The sequence below is a fragment of the Janthinobacterium sp. AD80 genome, assembly GCF_002878455.1.
Lineage (GTDB): Bacteria > Pseudomonadota > Gammaproteobacteria > Burkholderiales > Burkholderiaceae_D > Janthinobacterium.
This window is the reverse complement of the sequence record NZ_NRDQ01000097.1, coordinates 16,666-40,720: the sequence shown is the minus strand read 5'-3', so window position 1 is coordinate 40,720 and position 24,055 is coordinate 16,666. Positions and strand designations below refer to the sequence as shown.

The 24,055-nt window shown below is 64.3% G+C and carries 22 protein-coding genes; 9 read left to right on the top strand and 13 right to left on the bottom strand.

What is annotated here, in order from left to right; genetic code table 11:
• Positions 1 to 64 precede the first annotated feature (64 nt).
• Together gap and ppc are read right to left on the bottom strand one after the other, a co-directional pair.
• The gene (gene gap / locus JaAD80_RS18800) at positions 65 to 1,075 is read right to left on the bottom strand and encodes a type I glyceraldehyde-3-phosphate dehydrogenase (RefSeq protein WP_102296267.1); all 1,011 of its coding nucleotides are present in this window, start codon (positions 1,073 to 1,075) and stop codon (positions 65 to 67) included.
• Between the two features lie 100 nt (positions 1,076 to 1,175).
• Complete coding sequence (gene ppc / locus JaAD80_RS18795; RefSeq protein ID WP_219726853.1) at positions 1,176 to 3,929, bottom strand: phosphoenolpyruvate carboxylase; 2,754 nt, start codon at positions 3,927 to 3,929, stop codon at positions 1,176 to 1,178.
• A gap of 362 nt (positions 3,930 to 4,291) precedes the next feature.
• Between ppc and JaAD80_RS18790 the strand changes: the two genes are divergently transcribed.
• A complete protein-coding gene (locus JaAD80_RS18790; protein WP_102296265.1) occupies positions 4,292 to 4,747 on the top strand; it encodes an Rrf2 family transcriptional regulator in 456 nt (151 codons plus the stop codon).
• Between the two features lie 70 nt (positions 4,748 to 4,817).
• Here JaAD80_RS18790 and JaAD80_RS18785 read toward each other — a convergent pair whose 3' ends face one another.
• The 4 genes from JaAD80_RS18785 to JaAD80_RS18770 all read right to left on the bottom strand — a co-directional run bounded on the left by JaAD80_RS18785 (position 4,818) and on the right by JaAD80_RS18770 (position 8,668).
• A complete protein-coding gene (locus JaAD80_RS18785; RefSeq protein WP_102296286.1) occupies positions 4,818 to 6,488 on the bottom strand; it encodes a cation acetate symporter in 1,671 nt (556 codons plus the stop codon).
• Positions 6,489 to 6,502: 14 nt separating this feature from the next.
• A complete protein-coding gene (locus JaAD80_RS18780) occupies positions 6,503 to 6,811 on the bottom strand; it encodes a DUF485 domain-containing protein (RefSeq protein ID WP_102296263.1) in 309 nt (102 codons plus the stop codon).
• Between the two features lie 129 nt (positions 6,812 to 6,940).
• Positions 6,941 to 8,122 carry an NO-inducible flavohemoprotein gene (hmpA, locus tag JaAD80_RS18775; protein WP_102296261.1) on the bottom strand — a complete coding sequence of 394 codons (1,182 nt, stop codon included), beginning with the start codon at positions 8,120 to 8,122 and terminating at the stop codon, positions 6,941 to 6,943.
• A gap of 135 nt (positions 8,123 to 8,257) precedes the next feature.
• Entirely contained in the window at positions 8,258 to 8,668 is a 411-nt protein-coding gene (locus tag JaAD80_RS18770) for a hemerythrin domain-containing protein (RefSeq protein ID WP_102296260.1), read from the bottom strand.
• Between the two features lie 228 nt (positions 8,669 to 8,896).
• Between JaAD80_RS18770 and JaAD80_RS18765 the strand changes: the two genes are divergently transcribed.
• The 7 genes from JaAD80_RS18765 (at position 8,897) to JaAD80_RS18735 (ending at position 16,278) form a co-directional block, all read left to right on the top strand.
• Positions 8,897 to 9,775, top strand: a complete 879-nt coding sequence (locus JaAD80_RS18765; protein ID WP_102296284.1) for an STAS domain-containing protein — start codon at positions 8,897 to 8,899, stop codon at positions 9,773 to 9,775.
• A 7-nt stretch (positions 9,776 to 9,782) separates the two neighbouring features.
• Positions 9,783 to 10,145 (top strand): STAS domain-containing protein, encoded by a 363-nt coding sequence (locus tag JaAD80_RS18760; RefSeq protein WP_102296258.1) that lies wholly within the window; start codon positions 9,783 to 9,785, stop codon positions 10,143 to 10,145.
• A 10-nt stretch (positions 10,146 to 10,155) separates the two neighbouring features.
• Positions 10,156 to 10,593, top strand: coding sequence for an anti-sigma regulatory factor (locus JaAD80_RS18755; protein ID WP_180979474.1), 438 nt, complete (start codon positions 10,156 to 10,158; stop codon positions 10,591 to 10,593).
• Complete coding sequence (locus tag JaAD80_RS18750) at positions 10,578 to 11,669, top strand: ATP-binding SpoIIE family protein phosphatase (RefSeq protein WP_102296256.1); 1,092 nt, start codon at positions 10,578 to 10,580, stop codon at positions 11,667 to 11,669. The genes JaAD80_RS18755 and JaAD80_RS18750 overlap by 16 nt, the downstream gene beginning before the upstream one ends.
• Before the next feature lie 13 nt (positions 11,670 to 11,682).
• A complete protein-coding gene (locus JaAD80_RS18745) occupies positions 11,683 to 13,506 on the top strand; it encodes an ATP-binding protein (RefSeq protein WP_102296254.1) in 1,824 nt (607 codons plus the stop codon).
• Positions 13,493 to 15,007, top strand: coding sequence for a response regulator (locus tag JaAD80_RS18740; protein ID WP_102296280.1), 1,515 nt, complete (start codon positions 13,493 to 13,495; stop codon positions 15,005 to 15,007). The genes JaAD80_RS18745 and JaAD80_RS18740 overlap by 14 nt, the downstream gene beginning before the upstream one ends.
• 149 nt (positions 15,008 to 15,156) lie before the next feature.
• Complete coding sequence (locus JaAD80_RS18735; RefSeq protein WP_102296252.1) at positions 15,157 to 16,278, top strand: metallophosphoesterase; 1,122 nt, start codon at positions 15,157 to 15,159, stop codon at positions 16,276 to 16,278.
• A 13-nt stretch (positions 16,279 to 16,291) separates the two neighbouring features.
• Here JaAD80_RS18735 and JaAD80_RS18730 read toward each other — a convergent pair whose 3' ends face one another.
• The 3 genes from JaAD80_RS18730 to JaAD80_RS18720 are packed head-to-tail and all read right to left on the bottom strand — an operon-like array spanning position 16,292 to position 18,309.
• Positions 16,292 to 16,624, bottom strand: coding sequence for a hypothetical protein (locus JaAD80_RS18730; protein ID WP_102296251.1), 333 nt, complete (start codon positions 16,622 to 16,624; stop codon positions 16,292 to 16,294).
• Positions 16,621 to 17,370, bottom strand: coding sequence for a DUF4303 domain-containing protein (locus tag JaAD80_RS18725; protein WP_102296249.1), 750 nt, complete (start codon positions 17,368 to 17,370; stop codon positions 16,621 to 16,623). The genes JaAD80_RS18730 and JaAD80_RS18725 overlap by 4 nt, the downstream gene beginning before the upstream one ends.
• Before the next feature lie 15 nt (positions 17,371 to 17,385).
• Positions 17,386 to 18,309, bottom strand: a complete 924-nt coding sequence (locus JaAD80_RS18720; protein WP_102296248.1) for a LysR family transcriptional regulator — start codon at positions 18,307 to 18,309, stop codon at positions 17,386 to 17,388.
• 123 nt (positions 18,310 to 18,432) lie between these two features.
• Between JaAD80_RS18720 and JaAD80_RS18715 the strand changes: the two genes are divergently transcribed.
• The gene (locus JaAD80_RS18715; protein ID WP_102296246.1) at positions 18,433 to 19,200 is read left to right on the top strand and encodes an SDR family oxidoreductase; all 768 of its coding nucleotides are present in this window, start codon (positions 18,433 to 18,435) and stop codon (positions 19,198 to 19,200) included.
• A 65-nt stretch (positions 19,201 to 19,265) separates the two neighbouring features.
• Here JaAD80_RS18715 and JaAD80_RS18710 read toward each other — a convergent pair whose 3' ends face one another.
• The 4 genes from JaAD80_RS18710 to JaAD80_RS18695 are packed head-to-tail and all read right to left on the bottom strand — an operon-like array spanning position 19,266 to position 24,017.
• The gene (locus tag JaAD80_RS18710; RefSeq protein WP_102296244.1) at positions 19,266 to 20,654 is read right to left on the bottom strand and encodes a cytochrome c; all 1,389 of its coding nucleotides are present in this window, start codon (positions 20,652 to 20,654) and stop codon (positions 19,266 to 19,268) included.
• Positions 20,651 to 22,261: a GMC family oxidoreductase gene (locus JaAD80_RS18705; RefSeq protein WP_102296242.1), complete on the bottom strand. Its 1,611-nt coding sequence runs from the start codon at positions 22,259 to 22,261 to the stop codon at positions 20,651 to 20,653. The genes JaAD80_RS18710 and JaAD80_RS18705 overlap by 4 nt, the downstream gene beginning before the upstream one ends.
• Positions 22,262 to 22,270: 9 nt before the next feature.
• Complete coding sequence (locus JaAD80_RS18700; protein ID WP_258003082.1) at positions 22,271 to 22,795, bottom strand: sorbitol dehydrogenase family protein; 525 nt, start codon at positions 22,793 to 22,795, stop codon at positions 22,271 to 22,273.
• A gap of 28 nt (positions 22,796 to 22,823) precedes the next feature.
• Positions 22,824 to 24,017 carry a porin gene (locus tag JaAD80_RS18695; RefSeq protein ID WP_258003081.1) on the bottom strand — a complete coding sequence of 398 codons (1,194 nt, stop codon included), beginning with the start codon at positions 24,015 to 24,017 and terminating at the stop codon, positions 22,824 to 22,826.
• Between the last annotated feature and the right edge of the window lie 38 nt (positions 24,018 to 24,055).

Below are 24,055 nucleotides of genomic sequence, written 5' to 3'. Positions count from 1 at the left end.
CTACAAGGGCCAGCCTTGTGGGCCGGCCGTCCTGGTGCGCTGGATCAGCGCTGGTACTGTGTTCTTACTTGGCCGCCATCAGGGCGACCGTGGTGTCGAGCATGCGGTTCGAGAAGCCCCACTCGTTGTCATACCACGACGACACTTTCACGAGGCGGCCCGAAACCTTGGTCAGGGTCGAATCGAAATTCGACGAAGCCGGGTTGTGGTTGAAATCGATGGAAACGAGCGGCTCCGTCTGGTATGTGAGGATGCCTTTCAGTGCGCCTTCCGACGCCGCTTTCAGCAAGGCATTGACTTCGACCACCGTCGTGTCGCGCTTGGCGATGAAGGACAGGTCGACCAGAGAAACGTTGATTGTCGGCACGCGCACGGCAAAGCCGTCCAGTTTGCCGTTCAGTTCCGGCAAGACGAGGCCGACAGCGGCAGCCGCGCCCGTCTTGGTGGGGATCATCGAATGCGTGGCCGAGCGGGCGCGGCGCAAGTCTTCATGCATCACGTCGGACAGCACCTGGTCATTCGTGTAGGCGTGCACGGTGGTCATCAGGCCCGATTCGATGCCGATGGCGTCGTTGAGCGGCTTGACCAGTGGCGCCAGGCAATTCGTCGTGCACGAGGCGTTGGAAATCACGGTGTCTGTGGCTTTCAGCACATGCTGGTTCACGCCAAAGACGATGGTGGCGTCCACGTCCTTGCCGCCCGGCGCGGAAATGATGACTTTTTTCGCGCCGCCCTTCAGGTGGGCCGAGGCTTTTTCCTTGGTGGTGAAGAAACCCGTGCATTCGAGCACCACGTCGACACCCAGCTCGCCCCAGGGAATCAGGGCCGGGTCGCGTTGCGCGAAGACGCGGATGCGGTCGCCATTGACGAGCATGTTCTCGCCATCGATGGTGACAACGCCGGGAAACTTGCCGTGCACCGTGTCATAGCGCGTCAAATGCGCATTCGACTTGGCGTCGCCCAGGTCATTGATGGCGACGATTTCGATATCCTGCTGCTTGCCGCCTTCATAAAACGCGCGCAAGACATTGCGGCCGATGCGGCCATAGCCATTGATGGCAACTTTGATGGTCATGCTGTCTCCTTGTTGTTTTTTAATTAAAACTAGCCCAAGTACAAAGCTGGGGTCAGACCTTAAGGTCTGACCCCGGCATTTGCCCTTGGGTTAAAAAGAATCAACCACTATTCCTCAGCCCCGCCGCGATGCCATTGATCGACAAATGAATGCCCGTACGCGCCGCCGCATCCTGCTTGCCTTCGCGGAAACGCTGCAGCAACTCGACCTGCACGTGGTTCAGCGGATCAATGTAGGGGAAACGGTTGCGGATCGAGCGCTGCATCAGCGGATTGGCTTGCTGCAGCTCTTCCTGGCCCGTGATCAGTTTCAAGGCGTCCAGGGTGGCCGCATATTCGGCGCGGATGCGGGTAAAGATGGCATCGCGCAAGGCCTTGTCCTTGACCAGTTCCGCATACTTGCCGGCGATGGCGATGTCGCTCTTGGCCAGCACCATATCCATGTTCGACAGCAAGGACGTGAAGAAGGGCCAGTCCGTGTACATGCCGCGCAGCACGTCCGCGCCATCGGCCGGATGGGCGGCCAGGTAAGCTTGCACGGCGGAACCGAAACCGAACCAGCCCGGCAGCATCAAGCGGCATTGCGCCCAGCTCAAGACCCACGGAATGGCGCGCAAATCCTCGATGGACGTGGATTTCTTGCGCGAGGCGGGACGGCTGCCGATGTTCAGCGCGGCAATCTCGGCGATCACGGTCGATTCCCAGAAATACTGTTCAAAGCCCTCGGTGCCGTAGACCAGGTCGCGGTAGGCGTTCAGGGCTGTGCCAGACAATTCTTCCATGGCGGCCAAATGGCCGGCGCCAGCCGAAGCCTTCGGTTGCAGCTGCGCCTGCGGCAGCAGGGTCGACTGGATGGTGGCGGCCACCAGCACTTCCAGGTTGCGGCGCCCTACTTCCGGGTTCGCATATTTGGCCGTGATGACTTCGCCCTGCTCCGTCAGGCGGATCTGGCCTTGCACGGCACCGGCCGGCTGGGCCAGGATGGCTTCGTAGCTGGGTCCGCCGCCACGGCCCACGGAACCGCCGCGGCCATGGAACAGTCGCAGCTTGATCTGGTATTGCTTGAAGACATTCACCAGCTCGATCTCGGCCTTGTAGAGTTCCCAGCCGGAAGTGAGGAAACCGCCATCCTTGTTGCTGTCCGAATAGCCAAGCATGACTTCCTGCTGGTCGCCGCGCGAGGCCAGCAAGCCGCGGTAGAACGGCAGGCCGAACGCGCGCGCCATGATGGCGGGGCCGGCGCGCAAGTCGTCGATGGTTTCGAACAGCGGGATGATGTTGACGTCCACTTCGCGGCTGTCCTGGCGCAGCAAGCCCACTTCCTTGAGCAGCAAGGCCACTTCCAGCAAGTCCGAGACGCTGGCCGCCTTCGAGATGATGCAATTCGGCACAGATTCCTTGCCATATTTGACATGCGCTTCGCGCACGGCGCGGAAGATGTCAAGCTCGGACGTGGTTTCTTCCGAGTATTGCGCATAAGGCGAGGTCAGCAGGCGTGGCGAGTCCAGCTCGGCCAGCAGCAAGGCGATGCGCTGCTCTTCGTCCAGGTCCAGGTAGACGAGGCCAGGCTTGACGCCAGCAAACAGTTCGCCCACCACGCGCTCGTGCACGTCGGAATTCTGGCGCAAATCCAGCGGTGCCAGCGAGAAACCAAACACCTTGACGGCGCGGCGCAGCTGGCGCAGGCGGCCTCGGGCCAGCGAACGCAAGCCATTGCTGACCAGCGAATGCTGCACCACGTCCAGGTCGGCCAGCAGCTCGGCAGCGGAAGCGTACGACTGCACGCCGTCGGCCTGCCTGCCCTTGCCAGTGAGCACGACGCGCGTGGCTTCCAGGCGCGCGTGGATGCCGTGCAGGGCGCGGCGATACGGCTCGTCCACGCGGTGCGGCGAGGCATCGGCCGAACGTTCAGCCAGCGCGCGCAGCGGTTCGCTGCAGGAATTCAATATTTGCGCCAGCGACAGTTGCGACGCCAGCTTGCGCAACTCGCCGAGGTAGAAATCGAGCACCTTGTCAGCCTGGGTTTGCAGGGTGCTGCGCAGGATGTCGGCCGTGACAAACGGGTTGCCGTCGCGGTCGCCGCCGATCCAGCTGCCGACCTTCATGAAATTGGGCAATTCCACATCTTCCCAGCGGGCATCGCGCTGGGCCAGCATGCTTTCCAGCGAAGAATACAACTTCGGCAGTTCGCGCAAAATCGTGTGGTCGTAGAACGACAGGCCATTGGCCACTTCATCCATGACGGACAGCTTGCTCGTCCGCAGCAAGCGCGTTTGCCACAGGGTGACGATGCCGCGGCCCAGCGCTTCTTCGTTCTGCTCCACCTCTTCCGGCGTCATCTGCACACGGTCGCGTTCGTTCAACAGGCGCGCGATGGCCATCTGGCAATTCTGGATACTCTTGCGCTGCACTTCCGTCGGGTGCGCCGTGAACACGGGGCTGACAAAGGCGTCTTCAAAGAAAGTTTCCAGGGCATCGGCCTGGCCCGCGTCCAGCACATTGCCGACGGCATGGCTGAGACTACCCTGGCGCGGCGGCGAGCCGGCGATCAAATGGGCGCGCGTGCGGCGAATGTGATGCTGATCTTCGGCAATATTAGCCAGCAGCGAGAAGTAGCTGAAGGCACGTGTCAATTGGGTGGTTTCTTCCTGCGACAGCGCTTGCAGCGCATCCGACAGTTGCGTGCCTGCCACTGCGTCATTGTCGCGGCGGAAACGGATGGCCAGCTGGCGTACATGTTCGATGCGTTCAAAGGCAGGGTCGCCCAGGTGATTGCGGATGGCGTCGCCCAAGAGACGGCCCAGCTGGCGGATATCGCTGCTCAGCAGCTCGTCTTTCACTTCATTCATTTGCATGGTATGTATTTCCTGGGGCGGCCGCCTTGCCGGCACCGCACAGATTGCGTAGTACGCGCTTCCCGGCCGGGAAACGCCCATCGTCCAATTTGTAGTAAATTTACCTTATTGTTTCACCATCCTCTTGATTTCCATCAACAAAATCCATGCTCAAAGGGCTTTTACGGGCGTACAAGCTGTTTGCCAAGGCAACAATATGAAAATTTACTACGCATTTGAGCGAAAGGCAACCAACTTTTGCCTTTCGAGGCGGAAATGTGACGTGAAAATGCGCAGCGGCCCGGCACTGGCCAGACACTTTTCCTGTATGCTGGCAGCCAGAAAGAAGGATGTAATCCACATCTTTATCAACGCCACCGACGATGCGACTGACTGCCTACACCGACTACACCCTGCGCACCCTGATGTACCTGGGCGTGCACCGCGACCGCCTCGTGACCATCCAGGATATTGCCGACCTGCACTCCATCTCGAAGAATCACCTGATGAAGGTGGTGCATCAGCTGGGCTTGTCCGGCATCGTGGAAACCGTGCGCGGCAGAAATGGCGGCCTGCGCCTGGCGCGCGAGCCGGCCGAGATCAATATCGGCACCGTCGTGCGCGAGACGGAAAGCGACTTCTTCATGGCCGAGTGCTTCAACAAGGACAACAACACCTGTCCGCTGACACCAGACTGTCAGCTGAAGGCCAAGCTGGGCCAGGCCACGGCCGCCTTCCTGGCCGTGCTCGACACCGTGACCCTGGCCTCGATACTGGCGGAAACGCCAGGCGCGCCCGCACTGGCGCCGGGCGTGATACCGCTGCGCGTGGCCAGGTAAAAAGCCGCGTCAGAAACAACAATGCCCGGCGAACCGGGCATTGTTTGTTTCAGCAACTACATCAGCAATATCAATGCGCGCTGGCACCTGCCGCGCCGATGCCTGTTTCCGAACGCATTTGTTGCGCTTCGTAGCCGGCACGGTCGATGCGCGCGCGCGGGCTCTTGTCGAGCACCGAGAACAGCCAGATGCCGACAAAGCCGGCCGTCATCGAGAAGATGGCGGGCGAAGCATACGGGAACAGCGCTTCGCCGTAGCCCAGCACGTCGACCCACACGGACTTCGATACCACCGTCAGGCCCACGGCCGTGATCAGGCCGATGAAGCCGCCGATGGTGGCGCCCCGCGTGGTGCAGTCTTTCCACAGCACCGACATGAACAGCACGGGGAAGTTGGCGGAAGCGGCGATGGCGAAGGCCAGCGACACCATGAAAGCGATATTCTGCTTCTCGAACACGATGCCCAGCACCACGGCGATGATGCCCAGGGCAATGGTGGTCAGGCGCGATACCTTCAGTTCGTTGGCGCCCGTGGCCTTGCCCTTCTTGAACACGGTGGCGTACAGGTCATGCGACACGGCCGAGGCGCCCGACAGGGTCAGGCCCGCCACCACCGCCAGGATGGTGGCAAATGCCACGGCCGACATGAAGCCGAGGAAGACGTCGCCGCCCACGGCCTTGGCCAGATGCACGGCCGCCATGTTATTACCGCCCAACAATTTACCAGCAGCATCCTTGAAGTCAGGATTGGTGCTCACCAGCACGATGGCGCCAAAGCCGATGATGAAGGTCAGGATGTAGAAATAGGCGATCCAGGTGGTAGCCCAGAACACGGATTTGCGCGCTTCCTTGGCGCTCGGCACCGTGAAGAAGCGCATGAGGATGTGCGGCAGGCCGGCCGTGCCGAACATCAGCGCCATGCCGAACGAGATGGCGGAGATCGGGTCCTTGATGAAGCTGCCAGGGCCCATGATGGCTTCCTTGGTGGCGTGCACTTCGACGGACTTGGCGAACAGGGCTTCCGGGCTGAAATTGAATTGGGCCAGCACGGCGATGGCCATGAAACTGGCGCCGCCCAGCAGCATCACCGCCTTGATGATTTGCACCCAGGTGGTGGCTGTCATGCCGCCGAACAGCACGTAGATCATCATCAGGGTACCGACCAGCACGACGGCAATCCAGTATTCCAGGCCGAACAGCAGCTTGATCAGCTGGCCCGCGCCCACCATCTGCGCGATCAGGTAAAAGGCCACGACCACCAGGGTGCCGGAGGCCGAGAAAATGCGGATCGGCGCCTGCTTGAAGCGGTAGGCGGCCACGTCGGCAAAGGTGAAGCGGCCCAGGTTGCGCAGGCGCTCGGCCATCAGGAAGGTGATGATGGGCCAGCCGACGAGAAAGCCGATGGCATAGATCAGGCCATCGTAGCCGTTCAAAAAGACGGCGGCGGAAATGCCGAGGAAGGACGCGGCCGACATATAGTCGCCGGCGATCGCCAGGCCATTTTGAAAGCCCGTGATGCCGCCGCCTGCCGTGTAGAAGTCGGAGGCCGACTTGGTTTTCGCGGCCGCCCACTTGGTGATGAACAGGGTGAAAATGACGAAGGCGGCAAACATGATGATCGCCGTCCAGTTGGTCGGTTGCTGTTGCGCCTGGCCCAGGTCGGCGCCGGCCGCCAGCACGCTGTTGCTGGCCGTGGCACCCAGCAAGCTCAGAGCTGCCAGGCAGGACAGTTTGCGCTGCATCGTGACGGCGCCGCTCATGCCTGCACCCGTGCCTGGATGGCGCTGGTCAGGTCGTCGAATTGCTTGTTGGCGCGGCGCACATAAATGCCCGTCACCAGCACGGTAAACAGGATGACGAACAGGCCGATCGGCATGCCCCACGTCATGACGCCGACACCGGTTTTGGTGGCAAGAAATTCCTTATTGAAAGCGATGAGCAGGATGTAGCCGTAGTACACCACCAGCATCACGCCCGTCAGCGCCCAGCCGAAGCGGGAGCGTACCCTGACCAGCTCATGGTAGCTGGGGTCGCGCTTGATTTTTTGAACCAGATCGTCATGCATTGTGTTGCCTCCTGTTATGTGAATGCCTGCTCTTTTGTGCGAGCTTGGATTCACAGTACAGGCCGAGGCTTACCCGCCCCTTACGGCGGAAATTTTTTCACGCCAGGGCAACACCGTAGCGACAAACAGTCAGTTCAGCGCGGCGGCCGGGCCGAAGAATTCATGATGCGTCTGCTGTTCCGGCACGCCCAGTTCGCGCAGGTATTGCTTGACGGCGCGCATGAACGGTTGCGGTCCCAGGAAATACGCATCGACGTCGCGCGATACAGGCAGCCAATGATCGAGGCGCTCTTTGCTCAGCAAGCCGACCGCGTCCGGCGCGTCCTGTTCGCCGGCATGTTGCGCGTAGCAGTAATAGCGTTTCAGCTGCGGGTGCTGCGCGGCCAGCGCGTCGATCTGCTGGCGGAACGCATGCACGCCGTGGTGGCGCGCCGCGTGGATGAAGTGCACGGGGCGCTTGCCGCGCAGCGCCGCCGTCAGCATGGCCAGGGTCGGCGTGATGCCCACGCCGCCGCTGATCAGCACCAGCGGCTTGTCGCTGTCCGTCAGCACGAAGTCGCCCGACGGCGGCGTCAGCTGGACGGTATCGCCGACCTGCACGCGGTCATGGAAGAAATTCGACACCTTGCCGCCCTGCTCGCGCTTGACGCTGATGCGGTAGGTCTGGCCATTGCTGGCGGCCGACAGGGAATACTGGCGGCGCATGGGCACGCCATCAACATCGGCCACCACGCCGATATACTGACCCGGCGCGAAGTCCAGCACGGGCAGGCCATCGGCGGGCGCCATCAGGAACGACGTGATCTCGGCGCTTTCCGCGGTCTTGCTTTGCACTAGGAAATCGCGCGCGCCGCTCCAGCCGCCGGGCGCCGCAGCCTTCTGTCGATAGATGCGCCCCTCCTCGCCGGCCAGGATGTCGGCCAGTTGGCCGTAGGCCGCGCCCCAGGCATCGATAACGGCGTCGCTGGCGACCTCTTCTCCCAGCACTTCGCGGATGGCTTGCAGCAGGCTGGCGCCCACCAGCGGATAGTGTTCGGCGCGGATCTGCAAGGCCACATGCTTGTTGACGATGGTCGATACCAGGCTACCGAGCGCGTCGAGCTGGTCGATATGTTTGGCATACATCAGCACGCCATTGGCCAGTGCGCGCTGCTGCTCGCCGCTGTGCTGGTGCGCCTGGTTAAAGTACGGCAGCACTTCGGGATGGTCGCGGAACAGATTCTGGTAGAAATGGCGGGTCAGCGTCTCGCCGCCCTGCTCGAGGATGGGGACGGTGGCGGTGATGATGGCGCGTTGTGCTTGGGTCAGCATGGATACTCCAGTGGGATTGGTTGAAATGGGCAATTCGGAAAGCAAGGCAGCCGAAAAAACGTAGCGAGCGGCAATGATTTGTGGTCGGGCAGCGCAGGTCGCAAAGCACGCCGCGCAGCACGCATGAGCGGCTGCCTAAAGCGTCTCAATGGCCGGATACAGCTCGCTGTCTTCGCGCCGCATACGCTGGTACAGCGCATGCAGCACGCTGTTGGCTTCGCTGCGGAAGGCATCCGGCTCCGCTTCCAGGCGCACGGGCGTGTTCCAGCGGCCGGCAAATTCCAGGTAGGCGCCAGCGATGCCGTGCATCTCGTTTTCATACGCGCGTCCCATCCGGGCGACTGTTGCCACGCCCGACGCTTGCGCGGCCGGATACAGATAGCGCTGTTCGACGGCCAGGTGCAGCTTGATCAAGCCGCTCATGGCAACGATCTGGCCGGCGATCGCCTGGGCCTGGGCGGCCACGCCGCCGCGCGCCAGCTGGCGCAAGTCATCGATGGCGGCCAGGATGGCCAGGTGCTGCTGCTTGAATTTGTCGATATTCATGGTGTTTCTCTCTTATTGAGTGTGGCCAGTGTAGCGGAATTCACTTAAACATTCAAATCATCTACATCTTTAAAGGCGGTGTTTTTGCACGAAACAGGCATCGACATGCCCACTATGTGCGGCACAGAACACAACAATAAGCCGCGCCTGCCTATACTTGTCCATGACAGCACGGCCCCCTTTCCAATGCAGGCCGCGGCGCAACTTTTACTCCAGCCAAGGATGAGCATGAAAATCAAGACAGGCACGGGCCAGGCGCAGCAACTGGCCGCCATCATCAGCGAACACCACACGGAACTGCTGGACGGCTGGATGGCCGGCCTGATCGCCCGTCTGGTGCGGCGCGACAAAATCGCGGAAAACGAGCTGCGCCAGCAGGCGTCGCAATTTTTGCCCCTGCTGGTGCGCGCGCTGGAAAACAGCGATTCCTTCGATATCGACGCTGGCGCCTGGGACGACGCGCGCCAGCTGCTCGGCGAAATATCGCAGTCGCGCGTGCGCCAGGGCTATGCGCCGATCGACACTGCCAGCTTCGTGTTTTCCCTCAAGGAACCGCTGTATACCTACCTGCGCCAGGCACTCGCCGAGCAGCCGCAGCAGCTTGGCGACGCCATCGTCAGCACCAGCAAGCTGTTCGACGAACTGGGCCTGCTGACCATCGCCATCTATCAAAAGGCGCGCGAACAGGTCATCATGCGCCAGCAGCAGGAATTGCTGGAACTGTCCACGCCGGTGGTGCAACTGTGGCAAAACGTGCTGGCCCTGCCCCTGATCGGCACGCTCGACAGCGCACGCACGCAGGTGGTGATGGAAAGCCTGCTGCAAAAGATCGTCGATACGGGCGCGCTGATCGCCATCATCGACATCACGGGTGTGCCCACCGTCGACACCCTGGTGGCGCAGCACCTGCTGAAAACCATCGCGGCGGCGCGCCTGATGGGCGCCGACTGCATCATCAGCGGCATCCGCCCGCAGATCGCGCAAACCATCGTGCACCTGGGCGTCAACCTGGAAGACGTGCTTACCAAGGCCACCCTGGCCGACGCCTTTGTCGTGGCCCTGAAACGCACGGGTTCCACCATCACCTACCAGCAGCACCAGCACTGAGGCGCCTATGGAAAGAATCCCCATTTTACGCATGGGCCGGCTGCTGCTGGTGACCATCCAGGTGGACATGCATGACCGCCTGGCCATGACCTTGCAGGACGACCTGACAACACGCATCGTCAAGGACCGCGCCACGGGCGTGCTGATCGACATTTCCGCGCTCGACATCGTCGACTCCTTCATCGGCCGCATGATCAGCAACACGGCGGCGATGGCCAAGATCCTCGACGCGCGCACGGTGGTCGTCGGCATGCAGCCGGCCGTCGCCATCACGCTGGTGGAGCTGGGCCTGGCGCTGGAGGGCGTGAGCACGGCGCTGAACGTCGAGCTGGGCATCAAGCTGCTGGAACGGAGCGGCGAATGGGAATGACGGGGGCGCCGTGCTAGGCGCGCAGACACAGGAACGCGCGCAGCCAGGGGCGCCGCAGATCCTGCCCCTGCATAGCGACGAGGATGTCGTGCGCCTGCGCAAGCAGGTACGCGACAGCATGGTCGCCATGGGCTTCAGCCTGATCGAGCAGACCAAGATCATCACGGCTGCCAGCGAGCTGGCGCGCAATACCCTGCGCTACGGCGGCGGCGGCGAAGCGCGCATCGCGCGCGTCAGCGAAGGCGCGCGCCAGGGACTGGAACTGCGCTTTGTCGACCAGGGACCTGGCATCGAGGATATACCCCTGGCGCTGACCGATGGCTACACCAGCGGCGGCGGACTGGGACTGGGGCTGGGTGGCGCCAAGCGCCTGGCCGACGCATTTCACATCGACACGGCGCCCGGCATGGGCACCACGGTCATCATCGCGAAATGGAAACTGTTTTGAACCACCTGGAGCCGCAGCCCGACATACTCAGGCAAAGAAGTTTTTCCATCGGCGAACCGAGCGAGATCGCCGCGGCCCGCCGCGCCGGCAACGAGCTGGCGCGCCTTGTCGGCTTCGACGATGTACGCGCGGGCCAGCTGGCCATCGTCATCAGCGAAGCGGCCACCAACATCATCAAGCACGCGCGGCGCGGCGAGATCCTGCTGCGCAAGGTGCTGCGCGGCGGCACCAGCGGCATCGAAGTGCTGGCCATCGACCAGGGTCCGGGCATGGGCAACGTGCGCCAGCACATGCAGGATGGCCAGTCGACCACGGGCACGTATGGCGTGGGGCTGGGCGCGATACGCCGGCTAAGCCAGGAATTCGACCTGTACACGGCGCCCGGCAAGGGCGCGGCGCTGATGATGGTGGTATGGGGGCCGCACGCCAGCAGCAGCATTCCCGCCAGTCCGAACTGGCAGATCGGCGCCGTCTGCCTGCCGCTGGCATCGGAACAGGTCTGCGGCGACGCCTGGAATATCGTCTGCGAAGGCCATGAACTGAGCCTGATGGTGGCCGATGGCCTGGGCCACGGTCCGCTGGCAGCCAGGGCGTCGGAAACGGCCAGCGCGCTGCTGGAAAACAGCACGCCAGGCCTGCCGCCCCTGCCCGCGCCCTTCATCGAACTGGCCCATGGCGCCCTGCGCGGCACGCGCGGCGCGGCCATGGCGGTGGCGCATATCGATAGCGCGCGCCGCGAACTGCGCTACGCCGGCGTGGGCAATATCGCCGCCTGCGCCTTCGATGCGCATCAGCGGCGCCACCTGCTGTCGCATAATGGCATCGTTGGCAGCAATCTGCGCAAGGTGCAGGAATTCCGCTATCCATGGCAGCTGGGCACCATGCTGGTCATGCATACCGACGGCCTGCACACGCGCTGGGACCTGGAACAGTATCCGGGCCTGGCGCAATGCCACCCCAGCCTGGTGGCCGCCGTGCTGTACCGCGACTTTGCGCGCGGCCGCGACGACATCACGGTGGTGGTGCTGCGCGAGCATGAAGAACACGAAGCCGTGACGGGACAAGAAACGGCATGAGGAAAGGAAGAGCATGACTCAACGCATATTGACGGCGAATATCGCCAGCGAACTCGATGTGGTGGGGGCGCGCCAGCGCGCGCGGCAGATCTCCGCCCTGTGCGGCTTCGGCGTGCAGGACCAGGTGCGCATCGCCACGGCCGTGTCGGAACTGGCGCGCAATGTCTACAACTATGCGGGCAGCGGCAAGATCCATTTCGCCATCGACGGCCAGACGGCGCCGCAGCTGTTCAGCATCCGCATCGAGGACCAGGGCCCCGGCATCGCGCAGCTCGAGCAGATACTGGCCGGCAGCTACCGTTCGCCCACGGGCATGGGCCTGGGCATCCTCGGCGCACAGCGCCTGATGGATCGCTGCCATATCCACAGCGTGCCGGGCATAGGCACGGCCATCACCCTGCAAAAGCTGTTCCCCCGCGACGCGCCGCTGCTCGACGGGCGCAAGATCGGCGCCCTCTCCGGCAGCCTGCAGGCGCTGCCATCGGACATCACGCTGGCCGAAGTGCAGCAGCAGAACCGCGAGCTGCTGGCCACCCTGGCCGAACTGAAAACGCGCCAGGACGACCTGCTGCAGCTGACGCGCGAACTGGAAGACACCAACCGCGGCGTGGTGGCCCTGTACGCGGAACTCGATGAAAAGGCCGACCACCTGCGCCGCGCCGACCAGATGAAATCGCGCTTCCTGTCGAACATGAGCCATGAATTCCGCACGCCCCTGAGCTCCATCCGCGCCCTGTCCAAGCTGCTGCTTGACCGCATCGACGGCGATCTGTCGGAGGAGCAGGAAAAACAGGTACTGTTCATCCTGCAAAGCGCCGTCAGCCTGAACGACCTGGTGAACGACCTGCTGGACCTGGCCAAGATCGAGGCGGGCAAGGTCGACGTGCACGCCAACAGCTTCCAGGTGGCAGACCTGTTCAGCGCCCTGCGCGGCATGCTGCGCCCGCTCCTGGTGTCCGAGTCGCTCACGCTCACCTTCATCGACCCCAACCCGGCGCTGCACATCCACACGGACGAAGGCAAGCTGTCGCAAATCCTGCGCAACTTCATTTCCAACGCCCTCAAGTTCACGGAAGCGGGCGCCATCATCGTCAGCGCCACGCCGCTGCCGGAGCGCGATGCGATCCGTTTTTCCGTGTCCGACACGGGGCTGGGCATAGCCGCCGAGGACGTGCAGGTGATTTTTGAGGAATTCAGCCAGGTGGAAAACCACATGCAGCGCAAGGTCAAGGGAACGGGCCTGGGCCTGCCCCTGTGCCGCAACCTGGCGACCCTGCTCAATGGCACGGTGGCGGTGGAAAGCACCCTGGGCCAGGGTTCGCTGTTTTCCGTCGTCCTGCCCACCAGCTACCACGCGCCGGAAGGCAGCCTGCCGCCGTGCGCGCCGGCCAACGACAATGGCAACGACCAGCGCATCCCCGTGCTGGTGGTGGAAGACAATCCGCCCATCCGCCTGCTGTATGAAAAATTTTTGGCCGGCAGCGAGTTCCGCGTGGTGGCGGCGCGCAGCGTGCGCGAGGCGCAGGAGCGCTGGGAACAGCAGCGCCCCGCCGCCGTCATCCTCGACATCCTGCTGCATGGCGAAAATGCCTGGCACTGGCTGGCCGAATTGAAAAACGATCCGCTGCGGCGCCAGGTACCGATCATCGTCGCCACCGAAATCGACGACAAGCGCAAGGGCCTGGCGCTGGGCGCGGACGCCTACTACGTCAAGCCCCTGCTGCGCCAGCAACTGCTGGCCACCCTGCGCGCGCTGATCGGCAATACACACCACCGGCAAGAGCCGGCTCCGCCGCAAGGCACCACCAACTGGGATGATGCGCATGCTACCGGATAACAACAGCGATGCTCTGATCCTCAACGTCGATGACAGCGACGGCGCACGCTACGCCAAGTCGCGCATCCTCAAACGCGCCGGCTTCAAGGTGATCGAAGCGTCGAACGGCGGCGACGCGCTGCTGCGCGCACGCCAGGAACGCCCGAACCTGATCCTGCTCGATGTCAAGCTGCCCGACATCAATGGCCTGGAAGTGTGCCGCCAGCTCAAGGGCGGCGCCGAAACGAATACCATCCTGGTGCTGCAGACGTCGGCGTCGTGCATCGGTACGGCCGACAAGATCCGCGCCCTTGACGGCGGCGCCGACAACTACCTGGTCGAACCGATCGAGGCGGACGAATTGATCGCCAATGTGCGGGCGCTGCTGCGCCTGGGCCAGGTGGAGCGCGAACTGCGCGAAGTCGACCGCCGCAAGGACGAATTCCTCGCCACCCTGGCGCACGAGCTGCGCAATCCGCTGGGCCCCATCCGCACGGCGCTGGCCCTGCTGTGCAAGCTCGATCCCGTGGTGCCGGCCATGCAGGACAATGCGCGCCGCACCATCGGGCGCCACACGGACCACCTGGTGCGCCTGGTGGACGACCTGCTCGACGTGTCGCGTATTTCGCAAGGCAAGATCTCGCTGCAGTGGGACAGCGTGAACCTGGCAGGCGTGGTGCGCAGCGCGCTGGAAACCAGTTCGCACAGCATCGAGGCGCGCGGCCATGCGATCGACATCGACTTGCCCAAGGAAGAACTGTGGGTTCGCGGCGACGCCGTGCGCCTGTCGCAAATTGTCGCCAACCTGCTGCTCAACGCGGCCAAGTTCACCTCGCCCGGCGGGCGCATTGCCATCGCCGCCGCGCGCGACGGCGACAATGTGCGCATACGCCTGAGCGACAACGGCATCGGCATCGCCGCCGCCAGCATCGACAGCATCTTCGGCCTGTTCGCGCAAAGCGGCCATTCGCCGGATCGGGTGCAGGATGGCCTGGGCATCGGCCTGTCGCTGGTGCGCACGCTGGTGGAACTGCACGGCGGCCAGGTCAGCGTCAGCAGTCCCGGCGTGGGCCTGGGCAGCACCTTCGAAGTCCGGCTGCCGCTGGTCGCCAACGTGCCGATGCCGGCCACCGTGCCGGAAGCGGCAGTGGCCGGCAGCAGCCAGCGCATCCTCGTCGTCGACGACAATCGCGATGCGGCCGACACCCTGGCAGAACTGCTGGAGATGTATGGCCACGCGGTACGCACGGCCTACACGGGCGCGCAGGCGGCCGAGCGCACCCTGGAATTCAAGCCCGACATCGTCTTCCTCGACATCGGCCTGCCCGACATGAGCGGCTACGAAGTGGCGGTCAAGCTGCGCCAGTTGCCGATCCCGCAGCAATTTCAGCTGGTGGCGCTGACCGGCTATGGCCAGGAACACGACCGCCAGGCGGCTTTGGCGGCGGGCTTCAATGAACACTTTGCCAAGCCTGTCGACTTCGGCAAGCTGGCCGCGCTGGGACTGCACATCGGGCAGTGAGCCGGGCTGCGAGGGCCTGCTGCTTGACCTGCCGTCGTCTATAATCGGAAGATGGCCGAGGCAACAGTGCCGGCCCGTCCGGCTTGTCCGGCACACGACCCTGGCCGCGCAGCGCCTGCGCCGCCGCGCCCCCTCACTGGAACGATCACATGAAAACCCGCACGCCCCTGCTGCGCATCACCATGATACTGGGCGCCCTGCACGCCCTGCTGGGCTGGCTCCTGCTGCCGGCGCTGCCTGTCGGCCTGGCCGGCTGGCTGCTGGGCGGCCTGGTCTTGCTCGCCTCGACCATGCTGATGCCGATGACCATCTTCGCCCGCGCCGTTACCAACGATGCGCGCCTGGCCGACCGCCTGAGCTGGGCCGGCTCGCTGTGCATGGGATTTTTTTCCTCGCTGTTCGTGCTTACCGTGCTGCGCGCCCTGCTGATGCTGATTCCCGCCGCGCGCCAGCATGCACAGGCATCCGCCGTGGCCGTCCTGGTTCTGGCCCTGCTGGCGACCGTTGTTGGCTTCATCAACGCCCGCCGCGTGGCGCGCGTGCGCGAAGTGACGGTCCCCATCGCCGGCCTGCCGGCCGCGCTGCAAGGCTTGAGCATCGTGCAATTGAGCGACATCCACGTGGGCGCCACCATCAAGCGCGCGTATGTGGAAGCCATCGTCGCGCGCGCCAACAGCCTGCAGGCCGACATCATCGCCATCACGGGCGATGTGGTCGACGGCACGGTGGCGCAGCTGGCCAGCCATACGGCGCCGCTGGGCGAGCTGCGCGCGCGCCACGGCGTGTTTCTCGTCACGGGCAACCATGAATATTATTCGGGCGCCGCGCCGTGGGTGGCGGAATTTCGCCGCCTGGGCTTGCGCGTGCTGATGAACGAACACGCGCTGCTGGAACACGGCGGCGCGCGCCTGGCCCTGGCCGGCGTCACCGATTTCAACGCGGCCGGTTTCGACCCGGCCCAGAAGAGCGATCCGCACGCCGCCATCGCCGGCGCTCCCGCCGGCATTCCCCGCATCCTGCTGGCGCACCAGCCACGCAGCGCGCCGGAAGCGGAAGCGGCAGGCTACGATTTGCAACTGTCCGGCCACACGCACGGCGGCCAATTCTGGCCCTGGAACCTCTTCGTGCCGCTGCAGCAGCCCTATGTGGCGGGCCTGCACCGGCAAGGCCGGCTGTGGATTTATGTGAGCCGCGGCACCGGTTACTGGGGCCCGCCGAAACGCATCGGGGCGCCGGCGGAGATTACGCTATTGAGGCTGGTGGCGGTGTAGCCAGGGGGCGAGGTCAGAAAGGGAAAAACCGGCCGTCACGTTCAAGCATGCCCGATTCGACCTGCGCGATGGCCACGCAGCCGTCCGTACCGGCCGCCAGGATTGCCACGAGCCGCACCGGGTCGTGATAGAGATAGGCGCCGCCCATATGGCAGGGGACGTGGTCCAGCAAGCGTCCGGCAAGTTCCGCATCGTGGATGGCAAGGCGCACAGGGCAATGCCCATCGGCCAGTTCCAGGTTTGCACTCTCCCCCACAACGAGCATCCCCGCGATCGCATATCGGCCGCCATGGAGACTGCTGCCACCGCCTTGCAGCAGCGCGGCGGTCAGTACCTGGCCGCTCATGCAGCGTCCGCCATCCAGCGCACGAAACGCGCCATCACCTCGGGTGGATTCAATCGCGCCATCGCGCCTTCCACCGCTGCGCTGTCGCTGACCTCGAACAGCAACACGAAATCATCGCGCTGCGCGCCCGCGCCAAATACCCCTTCTGCGTCCAGCCGCGCCAGGGCCGCGATACAGGCCTCGAACACGCCAGCGCGAAAGGTGGTGAAATCCACGTCGAACGGCAAGTGGCGATGCGCCTGCAGGAGCAGGCGGTAGGCGCTGTCGAAATACGCGCCGCCATCGTCAAACGCCCATTCGGCCGGATTCCACAGCATCTCTTCGCCGTATTCCGAGGCGGCCAGCGCTTCGCGGCTGTTCGCCATCGGGCCGATGGTCATGGCGCTGTCGTCGCTGACCAGCGCGAAAGCGTCGATATGCTGGCCGGGATGGGCGCGGCGCACGGCATCGACAGCCAGGCGCGTGGCGTCCGTCACCAGGCTTTGCAGCAGCGCGAAATCGAACACGGCCGGGTCGATCAGCATGGCGCGCGCCAGCGTATAGCCTTCGTCGAGGGCGGCCTGGCAATGCGCCACGTAGGCAGCGCGCGCCAGCGCCTCGCTGGCGTATCCGCTGCGCGCCTCCTCGCCCCAGGTCATGGCCGCGCCGCCGGCCGACCAGAGGTTCGCGCCAAACACGCGCGCCTCGCGGAAGCGGGCGGGTACATCGCCATCAAAGGTGTAAAACAGGCTGTAGTTGCTCGTCATGGAAAATTTTGTCGTTTAATCGGGCCGCATCTGCGCGGCGAAATCGCGCTGGCGGAACTGCTCCAGCAAAAAATCGACGAAGACGCGCGTCTTCGCGGGCAGCAGCTTCTTGCTGGGATAGTACACGGACAAGGGGCCGGAATCGGCATGCCAGCCGGGCAGCAGGCGCACCAGGACGCCGCTGCGCAAGTGGGCCAGCGCGTGCGGCATCGGCAGCAGCGCCACGCCGACGCCCATGATGGCCGCCTGCGCCATCGCTTCCGGATCGTCGAAGATGGCGCGCGGCCGGCATTCGGCCACGCCTTCACCGCCCTGGCCGTTGCGCAGTATCCAGCTGCGCAATCTGCCGCTGCCGGCCGAGCGGCGCGCCACGCCGTCGAAGTGCGCCAGGTCCGACGGATGCGCGGGCATGGCCTTGCCCTGCATGAAGGCGGGCGACGCCGTGGCGACGATGCGCACATGGCCCAGTTCGCGCGCCACCACGCCCGGCGTCAGCTCGATGCCGCCGCCGATGGCGACATCGAAACCTTCGCCGATCAAATCCACCTGCCGGTTATCGAAATGGCAGTCGGGGATCACACCCGGATGGCGCGCGATGAAGTCGCCCAGCAAGGGCACCACATAGCTGCGCCCGAACGATGGCGCCATGCTGATTTTCAGGATGCCCGCCGGCTGGCCGCCCTCTTCCGCCACGCCGGCGATCGCTTCCTGCAAGGTGGCCAGGGCGCCACCGATCTGCTGCAGGAAGCGCTCGCCCCCTTCCGTCAGGGTCAGTTTGCGCGTGCTGCGCTGGAACAGCCGCAGTCCCAGGCCCGCTTCCAGGCGCGCCACGTTCTTGCTGACGGCGGCGGGCGTCAGGCCCAGGCGGCGCGCGGCGGCGGAAAAACTGCCCAGCTCGGCCGACAGCACGAATGATGGCAAGTGATTGAATGCATCCATGCGCCTATTCTACCCGCTCATTTGATATGAATGGTTGAAAGTGATTGTAGCGATTCACGGCTAGCGCAGCAGGAATGAAAGGCAGATACTGAGCTTCTCGACTCATCACACAGAAAGCCCATCATGCAAACCCAAGCCAACACCAGCACTTCCCTGCCACTGCAAGACAAGATCGCCTTTGTGACGGGCGGCTCGCGCGGCATCGGCGCCGCCATCGTGCGCCGCCTTGCCAGCCAGGGCGCCAACGTCGTCTTCACCTATCAAAGCTCCGCTGCCGAAGCGCAGGCGCTGGCCGCCACGGTGGAGGCGGACGGCGGAAAATCCCTGGGCGTGCAGGCCGATGCGGCCGACGCCAGCGCCCTGACGGCGGCCATCGACAAGGTGGCGGCGCAGTTTGGCCGCATCGATATCCTCGTCAACAACGCGGGCGTGTTCCTGCCCGGCGCCATCGACGATTTTTCGCTGGCGGACTTCGACAAGACCCTGGCCGTCAACGTGCGCGCCGTGTTCGTCGGCATCAAGGCCGCTGTGGCACACATGGGGACGGGCGGACGCATCATCAACATCGGCAGCACGAATGCGCACCGCATGCCGTTTGGCGGCGCTGCCGCCTACGCCATGAGCAAGTCGGCGCTGAGCGGCCTGACGCAAGGGCTGTCGCGCGACCTGGGCCCACGCGGCATCACCATCAACAACGTGGAACCGGGCCCCGTCGCCACCGACATGAACCCGCCCACGGGCGACTTCGCCGACCTGATGCACGGCCTGATGGCCCTGCCCCGCCATGGCACGGCAGATGAAATCGCCGGCATGGTGGCTTACCTGGCCAGCGCGGAAGCGGCCTTCGTCACGGGCGCCGGGCTGAAGATCGACGGCGGCTTCGCCGCATAAAAAAAGGGTCAGACCCTGTCGGGTCTGACCCCAGCCTTTGCTTCAGGGCTTTGTTGCCAAGTTGCTTACGCTGCCTTGCGCCGCCGTCCGCGCCACCACAGCAGCAATGCCAGCAGCACCAGCACGCCGACGATGATACCGGCGCGGGCCAGGCCGATCAGGTTCGAGGCAGGACCGCCGTTGCGCAGGGTCGTCACCTGTTCCGCCGTCACCTTGATTGCGGGATTGCCGTACATCTTCTGCACGTAATTGCCGAGGGTGACGATCTGCTCGTCCGACAAGGTCTGGCGGAAGGCCGGCATCAGGTGCCCGCTGCCCCCATCCTGCCGTTCCACGCCGTCGAGGATGGCCATCACCAGGTTATTGCTGTTGCTGCGGCCCGTCACCGAGTTATGGAACAGCGGCGGCAGGCTGCCGTCGAAACTGCCCTCGCCCTTGGCCTGGTGGCAGCTGGCGCACTGCGCATCGTACAGCTGCGCACCCGACATCTTGTTCAGGTTCTGCGGCAGCGGCACGCCGCGGATGCTGCTCAGCTCTTCGCCCGCCTTGCCCCATTGCGTCACCGGTTTCGTGTCGGCCTTGTCGCGGATGGCCGGCACGCCCTTGACGTAGTGGGCGATGGCGTTCAAATCGGCGTCGCTCAGGTGCTTCAGGCTATGGTCGATGGCTTCGGCCATCGGTCCCGCCGCCTGCGCCTTGTTGGCGGTACGGCCCGTGCGCAGGTAGTCGACCAGTTCCTGCTGGCTCCAGCCGCCCACGCCGCTGTTGATGTCCGACGTGATGTTCGGCGCATGCCAGGTGCCCAGGTCGGCGCCGCCCAGTTCCTTCGACAACTGCTCGGCCATCAGCGCATTGCGCGGCGTATGGCAGGTGGTGCAGTGCGCCAGGCCTTGCGCCAGGTAGGCGCCGCGGTTCCATTCCATGCTCTTGCTGGCATCGGCCACGAAAGGCTTCTTGTCGAGGAAGAGCATGTTCCAGCCCGACATCGACAGGCGGATGTTGAACGGGAATGGCAAGTCAGTCTGCTTGGCCGGAGCCGCGTCGACGGCCGCCACGCCATGCATGAAGTAGTCATACAGGGCCGCCGTATCCTCGTCCGTCACCTTGGCATAGGCCGTGTAAGGCATGGCCGGGTACAGGTTGGCGCCGTCGGCGCGCACGCCATGGCGCACGGCGTCGGAAAACTGCTTGAGCGTGTAGTTGCCGATGCCATGCGTTTTCGACGGCGTGATGTTGGTGGCGACGACGGCGCCCAGCGGCGTGGCCAGGGCCAGGCCGCCGGCCATCGGTTTGCCGCCAGGCACGCTGTGGCAGGCGATGCAGTCGCCGGCCGTGGCCAGGTAGCGGCCACGCTGGATCGCCGCCGCGTCCGGGGTGGATGCGCCGGCAGCGAGCACTGGCAAGGCCAGGGACAGCAAGGCGGCGCCCGCCGCCATTCTGAAGCTTGTCATCATGCTGTTCCTCCCTGTTGTTCGTCGAGGATGTGCTTGACGGTGCGCAGCGCCACGGCCAGGCCGTTTTCCGTCGAATTGCAAGTGCCGGACGTGGGCAGCACGCCGGTGCTGCACAGGAACAGGTTGGCGTGGTCGAAGGTACGGCCCCACTGGTCGCACACGGCCTTGGCCGGGTCGGAACCCATCGACAGGGTGCCGCAGATATGCTGGTTGTTGGCGAACACGCCTTCCTTGCTGTGGCGCAGATTGGTGCCGCCCATCAGTTTGGCGATCTGCTCGAAATCCTGCTTCGAGCGCTCGTGGCCACGCTTGGTGTACTCGTCGATCGCATAATGCGCCTGCGGCTTGGGGATGCCCATGGCATCCTTTTCGCTGCTCAGGGCAATGCGGTTTTCCGGGTTCGGCAGCACTTCCAGCACGTTTTTCAGGCTCATTTCACGGGCCGAGCGGAAACGCAGCTGCTGTTCGAACTCTTCGCCAAACACGCCCTTGCCAATCAGTTCCCTGGTGGCGCCATCGACGCGCGAAATGTTCGTGAAGTCCAGACGGTACGGCGAATGCTGGCTGCGGAAATCGCCGTCGCGCATGGTGTTGATGGAGTTGGGGCTTTGCGGGCCGCGGCCCAGCCACAGGTCTTCATCGGCGTCGAAGGTAATCGAGGTGCTCGGGTGGTCCATCAGGTTGCGGCCCACCATGTCGCTGCTGTTGGCCAGGCCGTTCGGGTATTTCTCCGAAGCGGAAACGAGCAGCAAGCGCGGGCTTTCGATGCCGTTGGCCGCCAGAATAAAGGTCTTGGCCGTGACGCGGTGGCTCTTCTTGTCGACGTCATAGTACAGCGCGGCCGTGATGCGGCCCTGCGCGTCGTGTTCCAGCTTGTAGACGTTGGCATTGCAGACGATCTTGACGCCCGCCTCTTCCGCCTGCAGCGCGGCGATGCCGCCGTGGTATTGCGCGTCGATGGGGCAGATCGGCTGGCAGCTGTTGTTGCCGCAGCAAGCCGGGCGGCCGGCGTAGCTGACACTGTTGCGGGCCACCGTGTTGCCCACCACTTTATACGAGGGATCGAGGCGTTCGCGGATGCGGCGCATGGCGTACGGCTCCGTCACGGGTTCCATCGGGAATGGCTGCTTGCGCGGCGACCCGGTGTTCTCGGCACCCGAGACGCCCATGATTTCTTCCGCTTCCTGGTAGAACGGCTCCAGGTCTTCATAGCTGATCGGCCAGTCGACACCCACGCCATACAGGGTATGGATGCGGAAATCGTTGGGCACGTTGCGCCACGCCTGCGCGGCCCAGTGCCACGAGGTGCCGCCGAACTGGCGGATGTATTCGGCCGGGTACGGATACGGGCCGGCCTGCACCAGGTAGCCATTGTCCTTCGGCTGGTAGATCGGGTGCGGCGCCGTGGCGATGGACGGATACGGCGACATCCAGTCGCTGCGGCGCGTCGTGTTGCGGAAGCGCGAGACGATTTCACCGCGCGAGACGCGCGGTCCCGCTTCCAGGATCAGCACCGAGGCACCGGCCAGCGCCAGCTTGCGCGCGGCCAGGGAGCCAATGATGCCGGAGCCGATCACCAGGTAATCGGCGGAGAGTTGTTCAGCCATGATGGCTCCTTAAATTGGTTTTCTGGCCCAGCTGCCGTAGGCGCCGTAGGAATACGTGGGAGGCTTCAGCACGTCGGCCACGACGGCCGCGTTCAGCGCCTGCTCGTAGGCGACGCAGACGGCCGCCTCGCCCGTGCCGACGATGCCCAGGTACCAGGCGCTGGCGATCTGGCGCGGCAAGGCCGCCAGCGGCGACTGGGCCGGATCGAGCGCGTCCAGTGCCTGCTGCAGGCCGGCGGCCTGCAAGCCCTGCGCATTGATCAGCGACAGCAGCGCACGCACATTCGCCGGGAAGGCGGCGTCCTGCGCCACCAGTGCGTCGTACAGGCGCTTGGCCAGCGCCGGGTCGAGCACCTGACGTCCGACCAGCATGGCCGACACGCCCAAAAAGGCGCCCTGCTCCGCATCGGCGACCGGCTCGGCCAGTGCCCAGGGGATCAGCGCCGCGGCCGAAGCCGACAGCAAGCCGGCCAGCACCATGCGGCGGCCGGGGTTCAGAGGGCCGCGGCCCGCCTTGTTATGTGTAGCGTCCAATTGAAGCTCCCGTGAGTTCAGCAACCGTTCAGAAAGAGTGCTTGAGACCGACCATCACCACCGTCTGGCCGCCGTTCGACGACGGCGTGCCGTTCTGCGAATCGCCGACCGAGGCAACGGCGCCGACGATGCCGCCGTCCTGGCCCAGGGTCTGGCCGCGCGCCAGCTGGCGCGCTTCGATCAGGTAGATCGCCGTGCGCTTGGACAGCGCGTAGTTCTGCTCGAACGACAGCTGGCGGTAGCGCGCGCGGTCGGTAATGCCGTTGGCGTGGCTGGCGAAGGTGTCGCTGTAGCCGGCTGCCAGGAACCATTGCGGCGTCAGCTGGTAGCTGGAGATCAGGCCGGCCGTGTTGAAGATGGCCGTGTCACGGAACGACGAGCGGGTACCGGCCTGGTACTGCACGTTGCTGGCATTGGCGCCCACCATCCACTTGCCCATGGTGTAGCGCGCGCTGGCGGCAATGAACTGCACGCTCTCGGCCGAGGCATAGCCCTGGTTGATGGCGGAGATGCCGAAGCTGCCCGAAGCCTTGCTGTTCCAGCCGCCCTGGCTGCAGCAAGCCATCATGCTGGTATTGTTTTCGCCGTTTTTCAGTTTCAGGTAGCCGAGCGCGAATTCGGCCGGCGCGGCACTGTACTTGACAGCGGCGCTGAAGCTGCTGCCGACGGCATTGCCGTCAGCCGCTTCGCCAAAGCCGTACTGCGCGCTCGCCTGCAGGCCGCGCCATGCGGGCATGCTGTAGGTCAGGGAATTGCTGATGCGCACAGTCGTGTCCAGGCCATCGATATCGCCAGGGTGGGCACCGGTGGCGCCCGTCAGGATGTTGCTCGACGCGAGGGAACCGACCAGCAGGTAGTACGGCGTGTACTGGCGGCCGGCCGTCAGGGTGCCGTAGGCGTTCGATTGCAGGCCCACATAAGCCTGGCGGTTGAACAGGGAACCTGCCGAGCTCATCGCGCCCGTGTCACTTTCAAAGCCGTTTTCCAGCAGGAACAACGCCTTCAGGTCGCCGCCCAGGTCTTCCACGCCCTGGAAACCGATTTTACTGGCAGACAAGCTGCCGCTGCGCATATAGGTATTCGAGTTGCCGCCCTGATTGCTGGCGTAGGCCGTGGCCGCGTCGACAACGCCGTAAATGGTGACATTGCTTTGGGCGCAAACGTTTGCGCCGATGAGCGTGGAGACGGCCAGCGCGACGGCGCGCATGCAAGTAATTTTCATTTTTTTCCTGACTTTCCTGTTTTATTGTACGCCCGGCA